The 20698-nt window shown below is 56.5% G+C and carries 16 protein-coding genes and 3 pseudogenes; 14 read left to right on the top strand and 5 right to left on the bottom strand.

Features of this window, described 5'->3' with window-relative positions; genetic code table 11:
• Nucleotides 1-83: 83 nt before the first annotated feature.
• The 4 genes and pseudogenes from RJT68_RS03770 to RJT68_RS03755 form a co-directional block, all read left to right on the top strand.
• Entirely contained in the window at nt 84-1046 is a 963-nt protein-coding gene (locus RJT68_RS03770; RefSeq protein ID WP_407039041.1) for a UDP-glucuronic acid decarboxylase family protein, read from the top strand.
• Nucleotides 1047-1055: 9 nt separating this feature from the next.
• Entirely contained in the window at nt 1056-2273 is a 1218-nt protein-coding gene (locus RJT68_RS03765; RefSeq protein ID WP_407039040.1) for a glycosyltransferase family 61 protein, read from the top strand.
• Nucleotides 2274-2319: 46 nt separating this feature from the next.
• Entirely contained in the window at nt 2320-3771 is a 1452-nt protein-coding gene (locus tag RJT68_RS03760; RefSeq protein ID WP_407039039.1) for an oligosaccharide flippase family protein, read from the top strand.
• A gap of 65 nt (nt 3772-3836) precedes the next feature.
• Nucleotides 3837-4123: pseudogene (locus RJT68_RS03755) on the top strand (IS6 family transposase); the annotation flags it as partial.
• A 26-nt stretch (nt 4124-4149) separates the two neighbouring features.
• Here RJT68_RS03755 and RJT68_RS03750 read toward each other — a convergent pair.
• Nucleotides 4150-4977, bottom strand: coding sequence for an IS5 family transposase (locus tag RJT68_RS03750; RefSeq protein ID WP_407039038.1), 828 nt, complete (start codon nt 4975-4977; stop codon nt 4150-4152).
• 94 nt (nt 4978-5071) lie between these two features.
• On the opposite strand from RJT68_RS03750, the pseudogene RJT68_RS03745 reads away from it, so the two are divergent.
• The 6 genes and pseudogenes from RJT68_RS03745 to RJT68_RS03720 form a co-directional block, all read left to right on the top strand.
• Nucleotides 5072-5455, top strand: a pseudogene (locus RJT68_RS03745) (integrase core domain-containing protein); the annotation flags it as partial.
• Between the two features lie 146 nt (nt 5456-5601).
• Nucleotides 5602-6462 (top strand): IS5 family transposase, encoded by an 861-nt coding sequence (locus RJT68_RS03740; RefSeq protein WP_407037550.1) that lies wholly within the window; start codon nt 5602-5604, stop codon nt 6460-6462.
• Nucleotides 6463-6521: 59 nt separating this feature from the next.
• Nucleotides 6522-6616: pseudogene (locus RJT68_RS03735) on the top strand (IS1595 family transposase); the annotation flags it as partial.
• 246 nt (nt 6617-6862) lie between these two features.
• Nucleotides 6863-8047 (top strand): polysaccharide deacetylase family protein, encoded by a 1185-nt coding sequence (locus tag RJT68_RS03730; protein WP_407039037.1) that lies wholly within the window; start codon nt 6863-6865, stop codon nt 8045-8047.
• Nucleotides 8048-8575: 528 nt separating this feature from the next.
• Nucleotides 8576-9673: a DegT/DnrJ/EryC1/StrS family aminotransferase gene (locus tag RJT68_RS03725; RefSeq protein WP_407039036.1), complete on the top strand. Its 1098-nt coding sequence runs from the start codon at nt 8576-8578 to the stop codon at nt 9671-9673.
• The gene (locus RJT68_RS03720) at nt 9670-10686 is read left to right on the top strand and encodes a Gfo/Idh/MocA family protein (RefSeq protein WP_407039035.1); all 1017 of its coding nucleotides are present in this window, start codon (nt 9670-9672) and stop codon (nt 10684-10686) included. Before RJT68_RS03725 ends, RJT68_RS03720 begins: the two co-directional genes overlap by 4 nt.
• On the opposite strand, the gene RJT68_RS03715 is transcribed toward RJT68_RS03720, so the two are convergent.
• On the bottom strand, nt 10668-11159 hold the full coding sequence (locus RJT68_RS03715; RefSeq protein WP_407039034.1) for an acyltransferase: 492 nt from the start codon (nt 11157-11159) through the stop codon (nt 10668-10670). The genes RJT68_RS03720 and RJT68_RS03715 overlap by 19 nt on opposite strands.
• A 63-nt stretch (nt 11160-11222) precedes the next feature.
• Here RJT68_RS03715 and RJT68_RS03710 point away from each other — a divergent pair, with 63 nt between their 5' ends.
• Both RJT68_RS03710 and RJT68_RS03705 read left to right on the top strand, forming a co-directional pair.
• On the top strand, nt 11223-11777 hold the full coding sequence (locus tag RJT68_RS03710) for a glycosyltransferase (RefSeq protein ID WP_407039033.1): 555 nt from the start codon (nt 11223-11225) through the stop codon (nt 11775-11777).
• A 38-nt stretch (nt 11778-11815) separates the two neighbouring features.
• Entirely contained in the window at nt 11816-12361 is a 546-nt protein-coding gene (locus RJT68_RS03705; RefSeq protein ID WP_407039032.1) for a glycosyltransferase family 4 protein, read from the top strand.
• On the opposite strand, the gene RJT68_RS03700 is transcribed toward RJT68_RS03705, so the two are convergent.
• Together RJT68_RS03700 and aglG are read right to left on the bottom strand one after the other, a co-directional pair.
• On the bottom strand, nt 12332-13366 hold the full coding sequence (locus RJT68_RS03700; protein WP_407039031.1) for a glycosyltransferase: 1035 nt from the start codon (nt 13364-13366) through the stop codon (nt 12332-12334). The genes RJT68_RS03705 and RJT68_RS03700 overlap by 30 nt on opposite strands.
• 35 nt (nt 13367-13401) lie before the next feature.
• A complete protein-coding gene (gene aglG, locus RJT68_RS03695) occupies nt 13402-14385 on the bottom strand; it encodes a glucosyl-dolichyl phosphate glucuronosyltransferase (protein WP_407039030.1) in 984 nt (327 codons plus the stop codon).
• 172 nt (nt 14386-14557) lie between these two features.
• Between aglG and RJT68_RS03690 the strand changes: the two genes are divergently transcribed.
• Together RJT68_RS03690 and RJT68_RS03685 are read left to right on the top strand one after the other, a co-directional pair.
• Nucleotides 14558-17467, top strand: a complete 2910-nt coding sequence (locus tag RJT68_RS03690; RefSeq protein ID WP_407039029.1) for an oligosaccharyl transferase, archaeosortase A system-associated — start codon at nt 14558-14560, stop codon at nt 17465-17467.
• A gap of 559 nt (nt 17468-18026) precedes the next feature.
• On the top strand, nt 18027-18161 hold the full coding sequence (locus RJT68_RS03685; RefSeq protein WP_407039028.1) for a DUF7503 family protein: 135 nt from the start codon (nt 18027-18029) through the stop codon (nt 18159-18161).
• Nucleotides 18162-18301: 140 nt separating this feature from the next.
• On the opposite strand, the gene RJT68_RS03680 is transcribed toward RJT68_RS03685, so the two are convergent.
• Entirely contained in the window at nt 18302-20488 is a 2187-nt protein-coding gene (locus tag RJT68_RS03680) for a hypothetical protein (RefSeq protein WP_407039027.1), read from the bottom strand.
• Nucleotides 20489-20698: the final 210 nt, after the last annotated feature.

Below are 20698 nucleotides of genomic sequence, written 5' to 3'. Positions count from 1 at the left end.
CTCCAAATCTCAATCTGACGAGTAAGCGATAGGGTACAATCTGTACTCTAAGAGTTTATAACTGTGGAGTTTAGAGTCTCTTTATGGTCGGACGTACCGCGATAGTAACAGGCGGCGCTGGGTTCGTAGGGAGCCACCTTTGCGAAAGCCTCTTATCTGATAATTATCGCGTGATATGCGTAGATAATTTTGAAAGCGGCCAGTCGTCGAACATATCTCATCTCGAGCCTAATCCGGATTTCGTGATCCATCACGCGGATGTTCGGAACGAGATGGATCTACCTCCAATGGACGAAATTTATCATCTTGCATCCCGCGCTTCCCCAAAAGATTTCACAAAATTCCCGGTTGATATCGCACTAACCAATACCGAAGGCACTAGGAAACTCCTTGATCATGCGGTCGAGAACAATGCGAGGATGTTGTTCGCGAGCACGAGTGAGGTATATGGCGATCCTGAGGCACATCCGCAGACAGAATCGTATAATGGAAACGTGAATATTCGGGGTGTTCGGGGCTGTTACGATGAAGCGAAACGGTTCGGTGAAACATTGACCGTGGCGTACTATGAAAAATATGGCCTAGACGTTCGAACAGCCCGCATCTTCAACACGTATGGCCCCCGAATGCGTCGCGACGATGGTCGGGTTGTACCGACGTTTCTTACTCAGGCGTTGAATAGCGAAGATATCACCGTCTATGGCGATGGCTCCCAGACGCGAAGTTTTTGTTTCGTAGACGATCTGGTAGCAGGCATTCGGGCGTTGATGGCCGCAGATGGACTCGATGGTGAGGTCGTGAATCTCGGCCGACGAAATGAAATAACGATCCTTGAGTTAGCTGAGACTGTGATCGATGTCTGCGGATCGGACAGTGAGATCACCTTCGAACCAATTCCTGAAGACGATCCACAACGACGGTGCCCGGATCTGGACAAAGCCTTCTCAGTACTCGATTGGGAGCCTAAAATACCCCTAAAAGAGGGATTGAAACGAACGGCGGAATCGTATCAAAATCAGCAAAACGCATCGGCCCAAGCGGACTAATTCACAGAGATGGGCTATCTTCGATCAATACGAACCCTACAGAGAGGGAGACCACTAGATACAATCAAAGACGCACCCTCGTTTTTCATATCAAGTATCCTGGAAAGGGCTACATGGCCCACAATGCGTGATCGGGCTTTCACCCGAGATGAATTACGTGAATATGTGTCCTCTACTGGCCAAATCTGGGAATACGGACCGAAATTCGACGTCGAATTTCCAGATTCTTTCCCGTTTTCTATTGGGCCGTTTCGAAATGAGACGGGAACTCGACGGATTGATCCGCCGTTCGTGTGCGATCTCCCAGATAGCCAGCTCGTCGGACCAAACCCAATAGCGATAACGTCGGACGGCAATCCGGTTATCGAATCCACTCGTGGAAACGTGCGGAACCTCAGAAATGCACATCGAGAACTCCCGATAAAATTCCATCTTCGGCTGTTAACCGACGGAAACCTTGCCTCCACGAATGGTGATCATGCGGATTGTGTGCTTCCACTCTGGATGCCGCATACTCGCTACTATCACTGGTTGCTCGAGTACTTACCAAAACTACAAGCGGTGGACGTCTATACGGAGCAAACAGGTAGGAAGCCGACGTTGCTACTCCGAGAGAATCCACCAGGCTGGATGAGCAGGTCAATGGAGGTACTTGGATTTGACTCATACCGCAAATGGTCGGGTGGAACTCTGAATGTAGACCACCTAGTAATCCCAACACACCGTCTCAAAAGCGCACGGTATGATTACAATCCATCCCACGTAGAATATGAGTGGCTCCGTGACCGCGCCCTAGAATCTATCGACGACGTGCAATCTAATCGTTTCTCGAGTCGGGTCTATATTTCTCGAGAGGATGCAGATAGGCGACGAGTAGCGAACGAACCGGAGGTAATGGACCTACTAGAGAAGAGAGGATTCGAAGCGTACAAACTCACCGATCTGGATTTCACCGACCAGATTCGGCTATTCAACCAAGCAGACGTAATTGCCGGACCGCATGGTGGTGGATTCGCAAATCTCGTATTCTCACGCCAGGCAAAGGTCGTTGAGTTTTTACCCACCTCGCACCCAGCACCATATTTCTTTTATCTATCACATGAGCTTGGTCTTAAGTATACTCGCCTCAACTGCGATCCAATAGGCGATAATCGCTCCCCGAAACACTGGAATATGAAAGTTGATATTGATCGTCTTGAAAGCGTCTTAGATCGCACCCTGAACTGACCATCACTAAATAATCACAGCCACTTTAGGTCATCCACCCAGACAAATGTCGAAAAGAGATACCGCGGCAGATGTAAATCTCGGCTGGGAAGTCCTTTCCGGCACTACTGCCCGAATCATTCTCACGATTTTCGGGTTTGTTGGAACAGTGGTTTTCTCCCGCAGCCTTGGTCCGACAGGGTTCGGCGGGTATACACTTCTTTTGGCAATTGTGACGATAGCTATCCGTCCTGTGGACGGATACTCTGAGGCAGCGAAAAAGCGGTTTTCCGAGGACGTAGATGAGGTAACTCGAGGAAAGATCCTGAGTTCACAATTTGTGCTGATAGTAGCCTCAACGATAGTTGCATACGTGGCTGTCTCCTTGCTGGATACCCATCTGGTCTCTTATACGGAGGTCGACAACGCACCAAAATTCTTCATTATATTATTCCTCACGACTGGCGTTTTCACCCTGTTGATAGATGTAGCCGACGCTCGGGGCAAAGTCGGGGTCACGAATTGGTTGAATACTCTGAAGAAAATACTACTAGTGATCTTCCAACTTTTGCTGGTTCTCTCGGGTTTCGGGATATCTGGAATGGTGTTAGGGGATGCTCTTGGGAGCATTGCTGTATTCCCATTTCTTCTCTATGTAATCGGCGTTAAACCGAGATGGCCGTCATGGAATATCTTTCAGAACCTATGGTCTTATGCAAAATATAGTATCCCCAATTCGTTTTTGGTAAATGTTTACTCTAAACTTGATATATTTATTTTAGGGGCTATCCTTTCGCCAGATGCAGCAGCGTATTATGAAGTGGCCTATCGAATGGCATCTCCGGCATCACTAATGAGTTATGTGATTGGTGCAGCATTGATGGCGCGTGTAAGTACCATACGAAGTCACGGGAAGAACGAGACAAACGATGTGCGAAACGCACTCGCCTTCTCAAGCCTAATCGCGTTTCCTATGTTTTTCGGCGCACTCGCCTTATCAAATAAAATCGTTGTAACGGTCTACGGTTCTGAGTATCAACAAGCCGGGATGTTATTGCTCGGACTATCGGTTTACCAAATTATTCAATCTCAAACGGTCACTCTCTTAGCTGCTGTCCGAGGGTTGGATCGGCCAGATATGATTACTGGAATATCAACAGTAGCGTTAGGCTTGAATATCATTCTGGGGATAGCGCTAACACAGCATATCGGCCCGATCGGCGTCGTTATCGCTACTATTCTTGCAGAGGCACTCAGATATGTTGGACTGGTGGTATTTGTTAGCCGGAGCATCCCTTTCTCTACTCTATTCCCAAAACAAATCGGCGAACAGTTTGTTTCAGCTCTTATTATGTTTGCATCTATCATGCTCGTCTTACAGCTCATCTCGGTTCAGTCTTGGATATCTCTCGGGGCAATCATAGGATTTGGAGCAACCGTCTACTTCGGGACTCTGGTAGGGATTAGTGCGTCGTTCCGGCTAACTGCCAGGTCATCTCTCCCAAAAATAGGACTATAAAATAGAGGCACCGTCTAGTTAGCGCGGTTTGAGAAGCGAGCAGGTCGTGGAGTAAGTTTAGGATGATGCTCGCAGACCTGCTCAGCGAATGTACTCGGCGGAATTTGATGAAGCTTGGGAGCGAGAGCGGACGGCGACGCCCGTCAGGGTGTTCGCCATCCGCCTCCACGCGACCGGGTGTTCACATCGAGAGACACAAGCAATTCTTCGCTTGCTCGGCGTTGAACGCTCGCATCAAACAATCTGGCACTAGGTACATTGGCTGGCTGACAGCGTGCCAGACCCGCCGATGGCGAAGCCATCTCGGGTCGCGGTTGATGAGACTGCTGTCAAGATTAACGGCAAGGGCTCTGGTGAATCGCCAGACGGCGTTTGATCTCACTGTTTCACGGCTCGCTTGATGTTGTAGACCGCACACATCAGAACGATCTCACGAAATTCGCGGTACCACGCTCGGGCACGCACCGCGTGGCCGAGCGTGCGCTTGATCGTCGAGAAGACGGTCTCAGACAGCGCTCGTTGGCCGTATAGAGACCCATCGATGCGCGCGTTATGCGCGCAATCGATGGGTCGGAACTCGCGGTGCTTGATCAGCGGTCTCACGCCTTCTTCGCGCAATTTCTCGCGTAATCGCATCCAATCGTAGCCTTTGTCGGCGGCGAGGCTGGCAATCTCGCCCGCGTTGCGGCGGGCGAGTTGCCAGCCGATCTGCGTGTCGTGACGTTTCTCGGTCGTACAGTGAACGTCAAGCACACCTTGTGTTTTCGTATCGACGAGCGCGGTCGTTTTCAGTGTTTGAACGCGATAGTTCGTCCGGCGACAGTAGTGCTTGCTAGCGGTTTCACGGTCGAAGAAGGTCGCGTCCATCGCAGCGTCCTCGGCGGTGTCGTGCAGCTGCGCCGACAGCCGCAGCAGCACTCGCCAGACCTTCATCTCGAACCTATCAAACGCCTTTACCAACGTCGAGTGGTCAGGGAGATCGTCCTCTTCAAGTCCGATCTCGGCCAAAATACGCGGCATCTCGCTCAGCAGATCGAGAGCGTTGCGGTACGACTCACCGAGGTAAATCCGTAGACAGTGGAGCGATACAAGAGCATAATCGGCGAAGCCGCCACCCCCTTCGGGGGCGGCGACTTCGCCTCGGCCACCAACAACATTTTTAGCTAACGTGACCGCTTTCGATGTGAAGCGGGAGATCTTCGACATAACCACCGCGGGTTTCCCGTTTCACTTCCTTTGATTTGACGACCTATCCCGCCGCCTTATGGCGATTCACCAGAGCCACGGCAAGTGGTCTTAGGTGTACTCTACAATAGATCTAGACTCACGGCTCATTCTTGATGTCGCAGTGTTCGGACGACGAGGCACCGACCCAGCCGCTGCGTTCCTACATCGTTTAACCGAGAAACACGATCTCTCTGATGCTGTGTTTCTCGTTGATGGCTACGGGTATCTGACTGCCCTCTCTCGATTGGGTGTAAGCGGTCACCTCGACTACGTCGAGCGAAACCTGATCGAAAAGTGGTTTCACACCCTGAATATGCGAGTTGACCGCTTCCATAATTCGTGGGTGGGAAGTCGGGCGAGCGTCAGAGAATGGCTTGAACAATTCGTACACTACTATAACACACAACGACCCCACCAATCACTTAACGGACAGACACCAGCGGAGGTGACAAAATAGAAGAGAGTTCATAATGTAGAAACTACCGAACGACTTTCCTTAGTTGAGAGGGGCTTGTTTAGACGTTCGAGATCTCTGCGGAGGAACCTTCACTAGTAAGTTCTAGGGTTCTAGCAAGAGTCGCTACTTGTCGAACGTTCTAGGAAATGAAGCGAGAAGGCGAATTTGTGTCCAGCAAACTCGCCCGCTTCACGAGACAAGTTGTCTCGCTCGCTCAAAAAGCCGTCGCTGGAGAGCCGGATCCAGCGTTTCAACCCGGAGAAGGAGGCTACGCAGACTGGGTAATCGTCGCTCTGCATGGTCTTCGGGAGTATCTCGATCATCCGTATCGGCGGTTGCTGGATGTCCTCTACGAGATGCCACGAATCGTCGGAATTCTTGGTCTAGAACCGTCTGAACTGCCCGACTTTTCCACCGTCTGCGCCCGGTATCAGCGACTCAAAATGCCGATCTGGCGCGTCTTACTACGTTTGTCGGCGGAGCTGCACGACACCGGCGAGATCCAGGCGATCGACGCGACCGGCATGGATCGGATCTCGGCCAGCCAGCACTACGCCAAACGGACGAATTACACGTTTCGCGCGGTCAAGACGACCGTCTTGATCGACTGCGAGACTGGTGTGGTTCTCGATATACACTGCTCGATGAAACAACCGCACGATTCTCGGATTGGCTGGCAAGTGCTAAAACGAAACCTCGGCAAAGTGAGTGTTCTCACTGCCGACAAAGGCTACGACTGGTGGCTACTTCGTCAGAAACTTCGTGCTGAAGGCGTGAAACCGGTGATCAAGCACCGTGAATTTGGCTGGAATGGCGTTGCAGGTAATATCTTGATTGATGATACAACGTATCATCAACGGTCGAACGTCGAATCGACGTTTTTCGCGCTGCGGCGAAAATACGGCGAAATCGTCCGCGCTCGAACGTGGTTCGGTCAGTTCCGCGAACTCGTACTGAAGTGTGCCGTCAGAAACATCGAACTCGCGCTCGACCGCTCAAAGCCATGAATTCAGGCGTCTAAACAAGGCCGTTGAGAGTATAGCTAATACCTATACCCCGTCCCGACAATTGCGACCGCACGTTCAACGACCAGAGGGAACAGTGTTCGAACACTCCGCAGTCGAGATCAGGAAATTGTTTCTGGCCGTCTACCCCTATGTTGGGCACTGCGAAGTCAAAAGGAGGTGATTTCTGAGATGAAAATAAATCCCCTCTGACCACTAGATTTTCCCTTGACCTCTACCTGTGACGTTATTGAGCGTCTCTTTGGGGAAAATACCTTGATCCCCAAAATAGACTTAGAAACGATGATGATCTCACCCCTCCAATTAGAGCACATTTCGGTAGTATTGTGTTGCAGTAGCAGTTATGAGAAAGCGATAAACAGAGGACAAGGAAGATAATAACATGAATATAGGTAATGTCAATAATATTGAGATAAACCGCCTGATAACAGGTAAATACGAAGCCGAATTAACTGACGCTCTTAATCTTCGCCACGAAGTTGTACCGGACTATGGCTATAACATACTGAATAGACGAGGGTTGCTATACACCCCTATTGTTGACACGCATTTTTCCTACAAATTCAATGAAAGGCCCAAATGGCCGGGTGGCAACGAATTTGCAGTCTGTCTTACTCATGATGTCGACCACGTATCGGCATTATCAGTCCGTCCGGGATTTAGAAAGGCGATGACGCGAGCGAAGGCGCGTTATCACGCCGACGAGACCTACCGCTCTCACGTCGATGAGCCCGGTATTATCGGGGCTGCAAAGGGGGTTGCAGACGCGTTTCTGAGCGCCGCGACCTCCATCACGTCCTGGAACGCGGACCCATATCACCAGTTCGACCGATGGCTCGAGATCGAGGCGCAGTACGACGCCACGTCGACGTTCTTCTTCCTTCCGAATGAGTGGGGACGGTCACACATCAGCGACCACGGATATCGCCACTCCGATACGGTACGCTTCGACGGGATCGCGATGACGATCGCAGGGATGATGTGTGAGATAAACGCCCGCGGGTGGGAAATCGGTCTACACCCGACATGGTACTCCTACGACGATCCGCACGAATTAGAACACCAAAAAAAGCAGTTGGAATCAGTCGTAGGAGAGGACATAAGAAGTGTACGTCAGCATTATCTGCATTTCGATCCTCGAGAGACTCCCCTTGCCCAAGACATTGCCGGTTTTGAGTTCGACTCAACGATCGGCTTCAATTCCAATATCGGCTTCCGGTATGGATCGTCGTATCCCTGGAATCTGTACGACCTTAGGAACGGACAGCGTCTCGATCTCGTTGAGATTCCGCTGAGCATCCAGGACGTTGCACTCTTTCGACCGAAAGGACTCAATCTCACACCAGACCACGCCATAGAGTACATAAAACAATTGGGTGAAGCAGTCCGTAAAACTGGTGGTGTTTTGACGCTTTCGTGGCATCCCCACACCATAGCGTGGGACGACTGGTGGGAAACTTATCAACGAGCATTAGAAGAACTTGATAAGCTAGGCGCCTGGTTCGGATCGGTTGCGGAAGTCGGGGAGCAGTGGAAACAGGTTCAACCGGAGTCATGGTCCTATTAGATGTACAACCAACGTGAGGGAGAATCGATAAACCTCGTCCCGGAAATCAAAGCGATGGATTCCACGTCGGCGATACTGACGGAATAAATTAACTGGGCCTTGTTTAGACGCTCCTGAATTGGTAGGGTAGTGGCTCTGTTGGGTGAAGAGAATCTTCCCGTGAGAGCCTCTCGATCCAATTCCGTTATTCAGATAAAGACCGTAGAGAGCGATCTGCACCGCGTCTAAACAAGGCTAATTAACTGTCTTCGAGGAAATCGGGGTGAGACGCGGCTAGGTACCGCTATAAAGTGCACTTTGGCTATAGCGATGAGTGAAGAAATCTATTTGTAGTCGGTATGCTGATTATCACTCACGATTCTCGGAAGTGCAGTATTAAAGACGTTAGCTAACTCCGAATATTCGTTCTGCACGTCACATCTTCGACCCCCAAACCCGGATAAAATACCGGCCACATGATTGAATATGGGCACTAATCACGATAACAATAGGGTTATAAAGTGACCACCGTAGCTCATATACGAGCCAATGCCTGACGAAGTATCATTTACGGACATTTATGTCGATGACGAGATCGTTAAGAGCGTCGAAAGCGTTCTCCGGGGTACGCGGTACGTCAAGGGGCCCCAACTCGAACAGTTTGAAGCCGAATTCGCATCTGAATGTGGTGTGGAACACGCTATCGGTGTCTCGAGTGGAACGGCGGCCATTCAACTCGCGTTAAACGGACTCGGAATCGGTCCGGACGACGACGTTTTCGTTCCGAGTCACACCTTCTATGCAACCGCGAGTCCCGTTCTCTCGATGGGTGCGAATCCGGTGTTCGTCGATGTCGATCCAGAGACGTACACTCTCGATCCGGACGATCTGGCGGAAAAAGTTGCGGATGCAGACCAACCAACGGCAATTGTTCCGGTACACATCTACGGACAGCTCGCGGAGATGGATGCGATCCTGGACGTCGCCGCGGAACACGATCTACACGTAGTTGAAGATGCATGCCAGGCCCACTTCGCGACGCGTGACGGGGAGTACGCGGGGAGCATCGGCGATGCAGGAGCGTTCAGCTTCTATCCGTCGAAGAACATGACCGTTGCCGGAGACGGCGGCATGGTCGTTACCGACGACGATGCACTTGCAGCCGAGATTCGTGCACTTCGAAACCACGGTCGCAACGAATCCGGCAACCACGTTCGTCTCGGACTCAACTACCGGATGGACGAAGTTTCGGCTGCCGTCGGCCGCAAACAGTTGACGCACATCCACGACTGGAACGACGGACGACGTGATGCCGCTCGTCAGTACGATGATCGACTCGCCGCGATTCCCGAGATTGAGACACCGACGGTCGCTCCGGCGAACGAACACGTCTACCACCTCTACGTGATTCAGGCAGAGAACCGGTCTCAGTTGAAACATCACCTTGAATCACAGGGGATCCAAACCGGGATTCACTACGAGACACCCGTTCACCAAGAAGAACCGATAGTCGAACGCGTCGGTCAGACGGCGTTACCAATCACGGAAGGTCTTTCGCCCAGAATCCTGTCGCTCCCGATGCATCCGCGACTCTCGGGCGATGAGATTGATGCCGTCTGCGACGCAATCGAGGGGTTCTACGCATGAATTACGCAGTTATTGGAACGGGCTATTGGGGGTCGAACCACGCACGGGTCGGAGCTGAACTCCTCGATGAAGGCGCTATCGATTCGCTAGTCTTCTGTGACGCTGACGAGGACCGGGTGTCGGAAGTCGCATCACAATACGACGTCGAGTACGTCACCGAGTCTGCCGAACTCGTATCGGGCGACATAGACGCGGCGACGATAGCTACTCCATCACCGACGCACCGAGACATTGCCGTTCCGCTACTTGAAGCGGGTGTCGACCTTCTCGTCGAAAAGCCGCTCGCGCTCGACAGCGAAGATGCTTGGGAAATAGTAGAAACTGCGAAGGCTCACGACCGAGTACTCGCCGTCGGCCATATCTTCCGCCATCACCCGGCTCTCTCCAATCTGAAATCCAGGATCGATCGCGGCGAACTCGGGGACATTAAGTACCTCCACACGAACCGCTACTCGTTCCGAGCGCCGCGACGAACGGCTGGAACGCTGTACTCGCTTGCGGTCCACGACATCGACATTAGTAACTATCTACTCGAATCAACGCCCGACCGAATGTACTGTCAACTCGATTCTAATCTTCGTGAGGAAATCGACGAGACGGCTACGGTCGTTCTCGAGTACGATGGTGCAACAGCCGTATTGAACGAATCGTGGCAGGTACCGGTGTTTGGAAAGCGGCGTGATCTAACCGTCGTCGGTTCGGAACGAGCCGCGTACGTTGACTATCTGGAAGACAACGTCGTCGAAATCTACGATAGCAAGGTAATCGAGGACGAGGGGTCGCTTACCGCCCGCGAAAATGGCCGCCAGGTGTACGAAGTCGAAAACCGGGAGCCGCTTCGTGCGGAGGTCGTGGACTTCCTCGATGCGGTTAACGAGCGGTCGGCCCCACGTGCACCTGGTAACGTCGGAGCTGCGACGGTCGAACTTCTCCAGCAAGCGATCATCGCAGACGAGACCAACCAAGTCGTTTCGATTGACCCCACAGATCTCGGTTATTCCTGGTCTCGATAGCCGATGATTTCAGCTGGATTTCCGGCAACGATAGCGTTTTCTGGGACGTCCTCGGTGACCACGGCACCAGCGCCGACGAGCGCGTTCCTCCCGACGGTGACTGGAAGCAACGTGGCGTTCGTACCGATGACAGCACCGCCTTCTATGGTCGTCGATTCCCACTCGTCTCGGTCACCGCTCGGGGGCGACCGGTCGTTAACAAACTTTGCCCCGTGGCTCACGAACACGTCGGCCCCGATCTCGACGAGAGAGCAGATGAATGCATGTGATTGGATTCGTGAGCGATCCCCGATCGTTACGTCACGCTGAATTTCGACGAACGAACCGATCATACACTCATCGCCGATTGTCACACCGTATATATTGACGAATCTCCATATTTGGCAGTCGCAACCGATCTCAGTATTGTGGATTGCCACGAAATCCGCTATCGACGTTCCTTCGCCGATCGAATTGTTTTCGAGTTCCTGCATACGAGATGTCCTGTGCTCCCTCACTATGAGTGTTCGTTATCGAAACTCGAAACCTCAATGAAGGTGGATCAGCAAGCAACACCCGTGCCGTCTGTTTGCCAGCTCACCTCGTCTCACGATCCGTTCGATACGCGAATATTCCACAAAATATCGCGAACGCTTCAGGACGCCGGATACGACGTCTCAATCGTCTCGCTGCGTGGTGAATCGACGACGCGCAACGGAATCGAGGTGATTCAGGTCGGTACTGCGTCCTCGCACAGCTCAAAACTGAGGTCGTTTTCGGACCTCTACCAGGTAGTTCTGCGACAGGATCCGGACATTGTGCAATTCCACGATCCGGGACTGCTTCCCCTCGGTTATGCAATCGCGAAGAGATCTGATTCGGCAGTCGTCTACGACGTTCACGAACCGTACGAAACCGCGTTTACGTACTATAGTTTCCCGCCGGATCTCCTCAATCCGGCGGTTAAACGACTCTTTCCAAGAGTCGAATCTGGTTTCGCATCGGCGTTCGACGGCATCACGGTTGCGACTGAGGATATCGGAACGAAGTTCAACGAACGAGGGCACGAACGCGTACAGGTCGTTCGGAACTTCCCCGAATTTCGGATATAACGATCGGCGACGCGCCCTGTGAACGCGACCATGAGTATGTGATGGCGTACGTCGGTGGTCTCTCTCGACAGCGCGGGTGGTTCGAGATGCTCGAGTGCCTCCACGAGGTCCGTGAGCGGGGTGTGGACGCGGAGCTCTGGTTGCTCGGACCAGAACGTGGCGACGCCGATGCGGCCCGTCGCCTCATCAACCGCTACGGGCTCGAATCGGTGGTGACTCAATTCGGATACGTAGACTATCAAGATATATTCTCGTATCTCGGAGCTGCTGATCTTGGACTGGCGTTGCTTGATCCAGATACCCTCGACCACGTGATACCCACGAAGTTATTTGAATACATGTACGCCGGTTTACCGCCGATCGTAACCGCGACGCCACAAACGGAGCGGTTCGTTGACCCGGAATTCGGCCGATTGATCGACGTTAGCGACACGAATCACGTCACGAATACGATCTGTGAGTTGCTGATCGACGAGCGTCAGCGGACGTCGATGGGAAAGCAAGCACGTAATCGCGTCGAAACGGAGTTTTGTTGGGAGCGCGAACAGACTCGGCTACTCTCGTTTTACGAACGACTCGGATAGTCTGTTTCGGATCGCTGCTTCGTAAACGTCGGCGACAGCATTCCACGAGTGCTCACGTGCGTCATCCCGCAAGTTTGCCGCCCGCCGTGCGGCCTCATTGGGATTAGCCTCGATTTGCGAGAGCGCCTCGGCGATCCCGTCGGGAGTCGGTTGAGTGAAAAACACTTCCTCGTCGGAGAACTCCCGCTGAAGTTTGCCGGGGTTCCCGATCGTCGGTAGGCTTGCTGCTCCGTACTCGGAAATCTTTAGCGGTCGTTCGACCGTAACTAAACAGAGAGCAGCATTCGCATGAGAGAGAAAACCAGGTATTAATTCATAGTCAAAGGGGCCGAGTCGGAACAGATTCGGAACCGTATTGCTGGCCGAATCGACGACAGATTCGAGTGGTCCTTCGCCAATGATGACGAACTGCCAGTTAGATGTCCTCTTGGCCGCATCCACGATCTGATCGATATATCGGTTCTCAGTAATCGCACCGATGTAAATTACGATCGGTGAATCCATATTGACGCCGCTGTCGACGAGGATATCCCGACTCTCGTCGACAATCGACTGGTCCGGGTCAGAAAACCGGTCGAAGTCGACCGAATTTGGTGCTGACCGACCGTCAAGACCGCGTTCAGAGGCGTCACGATAGACTTCCGGAACATAAATCGCCTCCTCGACGCAGTTGAGGATCCAAAATTCATACCGTTCGAGCAGTCGATATAAGGGGAAGGGGAGGGTATCAATGTCGGTGATAGGATCCGATACGTCGCCGATAAACGGCGTTCGAGATATGAGTGCGAGCGGATAACCCACGTAAAGACCGGCCCGGACGTTTCCGATGACTAGATCGTATTTACCGCTTAGCACGTCGCGTACCGTTGTAATAAGAGATCGTGGCGTCATGTCCCGTAGCGTGATCTCGAAGCCTCGGGTGCGCAGATGCTCCGCGATCCGTTCGCGCCGTACGCTGACTTTTCCTTTCGGCGGCCTAAGCCACAATATCGTTACATCGAACATGGTTAATATAGTGTTGTCGGGATGGTCGAAACCGGTTATTCGTCAATCGCCTCGCCACCACCGGTATGACTGATGGTCGACTCTTCACGTTCCTCAATGAGATCGCCACTTACAAGCGCGTATAGATAACCGAGACCGATCGTAATAGTAAACAGGCAAATGGCTGTGAGCTGTTTTGCTTTTTTAGTCGAGGGATTTTTGATAAGGCGTGTCAGTCGGTTAGGAATGAATTCAACGAGTAGTCGCTTCAGAAACGTTTGCTCATTCCCCGTTGAGTCGGGAATCAGTTGCTCGAGAACGCGCTTGGAGTAGCCCTGCCAGAAGCACCGTCTGAAGAGCCACTTAGGATCGTTCCTGTACGGATAGACCTTGTGGTTGATCACGGCATCTTCGGTGTAGATCACGCCACAACCGTACAGTTCGTGCATTCTGGAACAAATTTCGGTTTCGTGGGCTTGGAGTTGTTTCTCACCGTGTCGACCGACGTGGTGGCTAAATCCTCCGAGAGCTTCGAATACTTCCGCTCGAAACGAGAGGTTCGGACCGAACGTATTCCGCACTTCGCTCATGTGTTCGCCCTCGAATCCTCGATGGTTACAGCCAACGAGCCAGTAGAATTCCTCGGGAAAAAACGGAGGCTTTCCGTCGATCCATTGCGGGACAACTTTTCCTCCGACAGCGATCGCATCGGTTTCCTCGTAGACGGCTACCAGCTCCTCAACCCAGTTCGGGTCGGCGACTCCGTCATCATCGGTAACAGCGACGATATCGCCGCTAGCAAGCATTCCACCGACCGTCCTACTTGCGGAGTTTCCGACGTTCTCCTCAGTGCGGTGAATCACGACGCCATCGAGATGCCCGAAGTCGTCTTTCGTCCGCTCGTAAAGCGCTTGGTTCCCGTCGATCACTAACACGAGTTCAATAGGATCGTATGTTTGTTCGAGAACGGCGTCGATCGCTTCGCAGAAGTCGTCGTACCGGTCAAGAGAATATGAGTTGATCACGACAGAGACTTTCATCGGAGTTTGATTGCGGTGAACGCCGAATAAGCCTTTCTGTCGATTGATTCCTGAATAGGTAACTGGCAGCTGAATCAAACGGTCAGGAATCGAAAGGGGTCGTGAGCCCCGGTATGAAGCCGTGGCACGTATATGACAAGGCTTATTCTCCGCTTGCGTCTGGTGCAACCTAATGAGTACGGACACCGAACACGTCGAGGAGGAATCCGAAACCTCGCACTCCCTCCTCGAGACGTGGCGAAACTGGTATCACGTCCCCCTCGTGGGGCTCGTGATCGCGTTTATGTTCTGGACGCGAACCCAGGAGTTCGACAGATTCGTCACCGACGACGGCACCCCGAGACTCGCGGGAGTCGACTCGTGGTATCACTGGCGCGTGATCCAGTGGACCTCAGAGAACTACCCACACACGATGCCCTACGAGGTGTGGACGAGTTTTCCGACCGGCAGGTACGTCGGACAGTTCGGGACGCTCTTCGACCAGCTCATCGTCACCGTCGCGATGATCGTCGGCCTCGGGAATCCGTCGCAGGAGACGCTCTACACCGTCGCCCTCCTCTCGATCCCGGCGATGGCCGCGCTCACCGCGATTCCCGTCTTCTACGGGGGACGACGGCTCGCCGGGACGTTCGGCGGTATCGTCTCCGTCGTCGTCCTCGCGTTGGCTCCCGGCCAGTTCTTCAGCCGGTCGACCGTGGGACAGCTCGACCACCACGTCGGCGAAGTGCTGTTCATGGCGATCGCCGTCGTTTCGATGATGGTCGCCCTCCGCGTTGCCGAGCGCGAGAAACCGATCTACGAACTCGTCGTTTCGAAGGATTGGGACGCGCTCAAGACGCCCACACTGTACGCGGTTCTCGCGGGGCTCGCTCTCTCGCTGTACGTCTGGGTGTGGCCGTCGGCCGTCGCCCTCGTCGGCATCTTCGGCATCTTCTTCGCGGTTCACCTCTGTCTCGATTACGTCCGCGGCGTCTCGCCCGACCACGTCGCCTTCGTCGGCGCAGTCAGCCTCGGCGTAACTGCACTCGTAACTGCGGTCCTGATCGAGGAGCCGGGATTCAGCGTCACGAGTTTCGGCTACCTGCAGCCACTCCTTGCAATTCTCGTCTCCGTCGGCTGCGTCTTCATGGCCTGGCTCGCCCGGCAGTGGAACGCGCGGAATATCGAGCGCGCGTACTATCCGATCGCCATCGGAGGGCTCATCACCGCGGCGTTCCTGTTGATGTGGCTTCTCCTGCCGGACCTCTACGGGACGATCGTCGACAACGCAGTGCGACGCATCCTACCTGTGGGAACGAACGTTACAGATAGCACCATCGCGGAGGCCCAACCCCCCGAGAACTTCTCCCAGCACGTCGTCGAGGAGTTCGGCATGGCCTTCTACACCATGCTCGCGGGCCTCGCGTTCCTCGCGATCCGTCCCCTCCGCAGCCTCGAGTTCCGCGCCGAACACACCCTCGTCATAATCTGGTCGCTGTTCCTGACCAGCATGGCCGCGACGCAGGTGCGCTTCTCCTACTACCTCGTGCTCGCGGTGGCGATCGTCAACGCCGCGTTCGTCGCGGGCGTGTGGGACCTCGTGAACCTCGACGTGAGCCTCGAGCGGGGGCGCGAGTCCCTGAAATCGCTCGAGACGTACCAGGTGCTCACCGTGGTCCTGGTCGTCCTGTTGCTGTTCGCGCCGATGCTGCCGCCGATCGCGTCGGCGACGACCTGGGACAGCGGCGAGAGCGTCGGCCCGCACGAGGAGGCGATGGTGTGGCAGGATTCGAACCACTGGCTCGCCGACAACACGCCCGAGCCGGGCGCCTACGGCGGCGCCGATAACGCGGACGAACTCGACTACTACGGAACGTACGAGTACCCCGAGGACGGCGACTACGACTACCCGGAGGGCGGTTACGGGGTGATGAGCTGGTGGGACTACGGCCACCTGATCACCACGCAAGGCGAGCGGATTCCGCATGCGAATCCGTTCCAGGCCGGCGCTACATCGGCCTCCGCGTACTTCACCGCCGACTCCGAGGAGCGCTCCGAACTCATCCTCGAGGCGCTCGGGACCGGCGAGTCCGTCAGCGACGAGTCGAACGAGGACCTCGAGGAGATCGTCGCCGAGTCCGACGAGTCGGACGAGGAGATGCGCTACGTGATGATCGACGACGCGATGGCCGGGTCGAAGTTCTCGGCGATCACCCAGTGGTCCGGGCCGGGCTACGAGAACTACGTCGAGCAGGGCGAGTTCGAAGCCCAGGGACAGCCGCTGCCGAGCGCGAGCGAGAACTACGACGATACCACGCTCGCCTCGCTGTACGTCGACGACGCGGCCGAGATGGAACACTACCGGCTGGTCCACGAGAACGACCAGTACTCGGTGGTCGGCGGGATGATGCTCAACCAGCAGCAACAGGGCCCGATCTACTCCCTGCCGCTGCGCTACGCGCTCGACGATCCGAGCTGGAACGCCCAGACCGCCCAGATGGCGGCCAGCCTCGAGGAGTCGAACGAGGCAGGCGAGGTCAACACCGACCTCGGCGCGCAGATCTGGGACGCGCACATCACCTCGAGCGTCAAGACGTTCGAGCGCGTCGACGGCGCGACGCTCACCGGCACCGCCGAGGACGCGCCCGAAGGGTCGACGGTGTACGCCAGCGTCGAACTCGAGACGAACACCGAGCGACCGTTCACCTACGTCCAGGAGGCGGAGGTCGGCGAGGACGGAACGTTCGAGGTGACCGTGCCGTACGCGACGAACGACGAACTGGGCGTCGACGACGGCTACACGGACAGCGCCGTCGAGGCGACCGGCGACTACGACGTGACCGTCGCGAGCGACGACGGTGAGAACGCGACGGCGATCGCCGAGGGAGAGCAGGACGTCTCCGAGACGGCGGTCGTCGACGGCGAGGAGCTGGAGGTCACCCTCGAGGGGGCCGAGGACGAGTCGTTCGAACCGCCGGAGGCCGGGACGAACGTCGACGACGTCGGAGACGAGGAGAACGAAGCGAACGGCGACGGTTCGGAGACGGAAGACGGCGGAGAGACGCCGATCGGCGACGACTCCGAGGGCGGCGCGGAGGAGTGAGAATCCGACGCGCGTAGCTGCTTTCCGTTCCGACGGTGGTGGCGCCGATTCGGTGATCGGTCGACCCCGACGGTACGCCGGAACTGATTTTGGGCGTTCGTTCACTCGGTTCGTCTGATCGAGTCGAGGTGACCAGCTGGGTCGGACGCCAACCGGCGCGCGTCCGACCCGCGTCGAGCGGGTACGAGTTGCCGCGAGGAATCACGTGCCGTTACGGCCCGAACTGATGGTTGAACACAAGTCCCCTCGAGAGGCGACGATAACGTGCTCGAGGAACACCGGAATCCCCTCGAAAAGCGGTACGGAGGGTCTCGAGTGTGCCGAACGGGTTCGAGGAGACGACATTCGGGGGTGCAAAGTCGTCGCCGCCCCACCGGTTCGCCACTGGAGCGACGATTCGAGGGGGAAACAGGCCGGAGACCGTGCGAAACCGCCCCGTGATCGTTACGCGCACCCCGTTGGCCTCTCGAACTAGTGGCAGGCAAATTTATATTTTCAGCCGTTATGATTACAACTTTCAGATAAATTCATTACCATTGGATACAGATATCAGGCCGCGATGGCAGTGAAAGAGACCATGACGGACTACCTCGAATCGCACCCGCGAATGATCGGCGTCCTGTTCAGCCTGTTCGTGCTGTTGAGCCAGGCGGGGATGGCCGCCGGCAGTCAGATCAGTTACCCCGGCCCGTGAGTAGCGAACGGAAGAGCTACCGGCCGACGGCCGTGCGTGCAATCGTCGGCGCTCATTCGCCGGCGCAGTTCGCCGGGGCGTCGAACGACCGGTAACCGAGAAGCGTCGACACGTTCTGCGACGACACCCGTTCTACCCGTTCACGAGAAGTCGACGATGTTGAAGCCGTCGTTCCACCGGAAGGTACCGTCCCTGATGATCGGCGTGGGCGTCCACAGGAGGTGTTCCTCGAAGGCCGACTTCGACACCTGGGGCACGGTCACGGTTCGGGGGATCAGGTGACAGTCCATCTCCGATTCGATGGCCGGTTTCGAGATCGTTCCGACGTGTAATCCCTTGGTCGGGTACGACTGGAATTGGATCTCGAGTCCCGCCTCGAACGCGGTACCGTCGGGGCGGGAGCCGTCCGCCCGCTCGTTCGTCACGCGGGCGACGGTCGGAACGCCGCCGGCCGACTGGGCGATGTCCGTCGACCCGTCGCCGACGATGAGGTACTGATCGCCCAGGGTCGTCGTCTCGCGCACGAGTTCGAGCGCCCCGCGGAGGGGGAAGCCGAGGTTTAGCAGGCGAGCGATCGTCTCGCCGATCTCGACGGCGTACTCGTTGTCGATGTCGCTCACGGTCGCGATGCCGCCGAAGGCGCCTCGGCGGGCGAGCGCGAGGCCCTGCTCGTACGATCGGCAGGCGTTCAGGAAGAAGACGCCCAGATCGACGCTCGAGAGGTCCCGGACGTCGAGTTTGCCGTCCGGACAGCGCAATCCCTCCGGCGTCGCATGGCCGATGTAGTGGAGGAAGTCGTAGCCGCCCGCGGTCAGGAGCGCCTCGAGTTCGGCCGTCGAGACGCCGAACTCGGAGTCGACGTCGAACGGGAGCGTCTCGCGCGTCCCGTAGGTTTCGTCGAGGACGTCGTGTTCCTCGAGCATGCGGGCGTCGTTGCAGACGACGAGAATTTCGATCGACTCGTTGCGCGCGCGACGGTCGAGTTGACTTCGATAGGCCTCGAGGGTCGCCTTTGACGCACCCCTGGGCAGGTCGTCGCCGAACCAGGCGTGCTCGATCGACTCGTCGGTGATCGCCGGCTCGACGACGGTCGGCGTCTCGAGGTCCTCGTCGGACGGGGAACGCGGCGCGCGGTTGGCGTCCGCCGATCGGACGGTCCGTTCGGGCGCGGCGCGGGCACGCGGTCCGGCGACGGGGGGCACATCGACGTCGACCGCGGACGTGGCCGATTCGGGCGCCACGGTCCGACCTCGCGGTTCGCGGACGATGCCGAGTTCGTTGACGACGAACGGGAGCACCTCGACGCTCGAGGGGGTCGGGGGGAGGTGTGCGGTGAGTGGCCACCGCGGCACGTGGGGCTCGACCGTCGCGTACGGAACGGAGAGATACCGATCGAGTTGCGTGGAGAGGTCGGCTTCGTACGTCTCGCGCAGGTCGAACGGCAGCGCCGACTCGAGCGCGTCCCGCTCGCGAACGTGCTCGCCGTTCAGGCCTTCGGTGCGCACCAGGCAGTCGAGGAGGAACGCGCGCTTGAGCGAGCGGGCGACGTCGTCCTCGAGCGAGCGGTCGACGCCGAGTTCGTGCGTCCCGGTCGCCGTCTCGAGACGCGGCGCGTCGGCCGTCTCGAGCCTCGCGCCGAGGTAGAACGCGAGCGGAGCGACGGTCAGGAGGTGGCGGTGCGTCGGCGGGGTCGCGATGGTGACGTCGGTTTCGGGGGGCCGGCAGACGTCGGGAATCTCGAGTTCCTCGAGGTCGTCGTCGACGTCGATCAGCGGCGGGTGACCGCGCAGCGTCGGCCAGGAACGGTCCGGCGACGTCGTTTTCAGCGCGGAGGGGAGGTGGGAGACGGCTCGCAGGAGCGACGCCGGATCGCTCGGCGTTCGGATCGTCCCCGCGGGCCGTTTGTGAAGCGAACGGGCCCCGAACTCGATCGGCGCCGGGCCGTCGAACGACAGCCGAACCCCGTTGATCCCGGCGTCGACCGAAGCGGGGGCGTCGAACTCGCAGTACAGTTTCAGCGGGCCGCTCAGCTCGAGAACCGTCGAGCGGCCGTCGGGACCGGCGTCGATGTCGCGGCGTTCGCCGACCTCGATACCGCGCTTGTCCTCACCCCCCGGTCCGTGGACGTGAACGTAGTACCGCTGGTCGAAGACGAGCGACGAGGCCGCGATCGAACAGACCGCGTCGACCGGAAACCGGAACCGATCGGGATCGCCTGGGGAGGGGACCACCGACTCGGGCGTCCGAACGTGGAGGCGCCGCTGCTCGATGGGGTCGTACACCTCGAGCCCCGACGGGTCGTCGGTTCCGTCGAATTCGATCGTCATCGCGTGAGTCAGTGGAACGATTCGGGGGAGGAACCAAAAACCATCCCCCTCGCGTCCGCCGTCCGTCGGACGCGCGTCTGCTCGGTTCGCTCCGCGGTCGCCGTCCTCGTCATCGGTGACCGTCGGCGGAGATCGGTCCCCATCGACGACGCCGGCGCCGGACGGCGGTTCCGCATCGACGACGGGGAACGGTGGTCCCGCCCGTGTCCG

Source organism: Halovalidus salilacus (assembly GCF_031852275.1).
In the GTDB taxonomy this organism is placed as follows: Archaea; Halobacteriota; Halobacteria; order Halobacteriales; family Natrialbaceae; genus Halovalidus; species Halovalidus salilacus.
Note: the sequence above shows the minus strand (reverse complement) of the source record. Positions and strands in the feature narration are given on the sequence as shown.

Coding starts and splice junctions, on each gene's coding strand:
- RJT68_RS03730 (WP_407039037.1), top strand. CDS start 6,863: ATGAATATAGGTAATGTCAATAATATTGAGATAAACCGCCTGATAACA.
- RJT68_RS03760 (WP_407039039.1), top strand. CDS start 2,320: ATGTCGAAAAGAGATACCGCGGCAGATGTAAATCTCGGCTGGGAAGTC.
- RJT68_RS03680 (WP_407039027.1), bottom strand. CDS start 20,488: ATGACGATCGAATTCGACGGAACCGACGACCCGTCGGGGCTCGAGGTG.
- RJT68_RS03750 (WP_407039038.1), bottom strand. CDS start 4,977: ATGTCGAAGATCTCCCGCTTCACATCGAAAGCGGTCACGTTAGCTAAA.
- RJT68_RS03770 (WP_407039041.1), top strand. CDS start 84: ATGGTCGGACGTACCGCGATAGTAACAGGCGGCGCTGGGTTCGTAGGG.
- RJT68_RS03715 (WP_407039034.1), bottom strand. CDS start 11,159: ATGCAGGAACTCGAAAACAATTCGATCGGCGAAGGAACGTCGATAGCG.
- RJT68_RS03725 (WP_407039036.1), top strand. CDS start 8,576: ATGCCTGACGAAGTATCATTTACGGACATTTATGTCGATGACGAGATC.
- aglG (WP_407039030.1), bottom strand. CDS start 14,385: ATGAAAGTCTCTGTCGTGATCAACTCATATTCTCTTGACCGGTACGAC.
- RJT68_RS03700 (WP_407039031.1), bottom strand. CDS start 13,366: ATGTTCGATGTAACGATATTGTGGCTTAGGCCGCCGAAAGGAAAAGTC.
- RJT68_RS03740 (WP_407037550.1), top strand. CDS start 5,602: ATGAAGCGAGAAGGCGAATTTGTGTCCAGCAAACTCGCCCGCTTCACG.
- RJT68_RS03720 (WP_407039035.1), top strand. CDS start 9,670: ATGAATTACGCAGTTATTGGAACGGGCTATTGGGGGTCGAACCACGCA.
- RJT68_RS03690 (WP_407039029.1), top strand. CDS start 14,558: ATGAGTACGGACACCGAACACGTCGAGGAGGAATCCGAAACCTCGCAC.
- RJT68_RS03685 (WP_407039028.1), top strand. CDS start 18,027: ATGGCAGTGAAAGAGACCATGACGGACTACCTCGAATCGCACCCGCGA.
- RJT68_RS03765 (WP_407039040.1), top strand. CDS start 1,056: ATGGGCTATCTTCGATCAATACGAACCCTACAGAGAGGGAGACCACTA.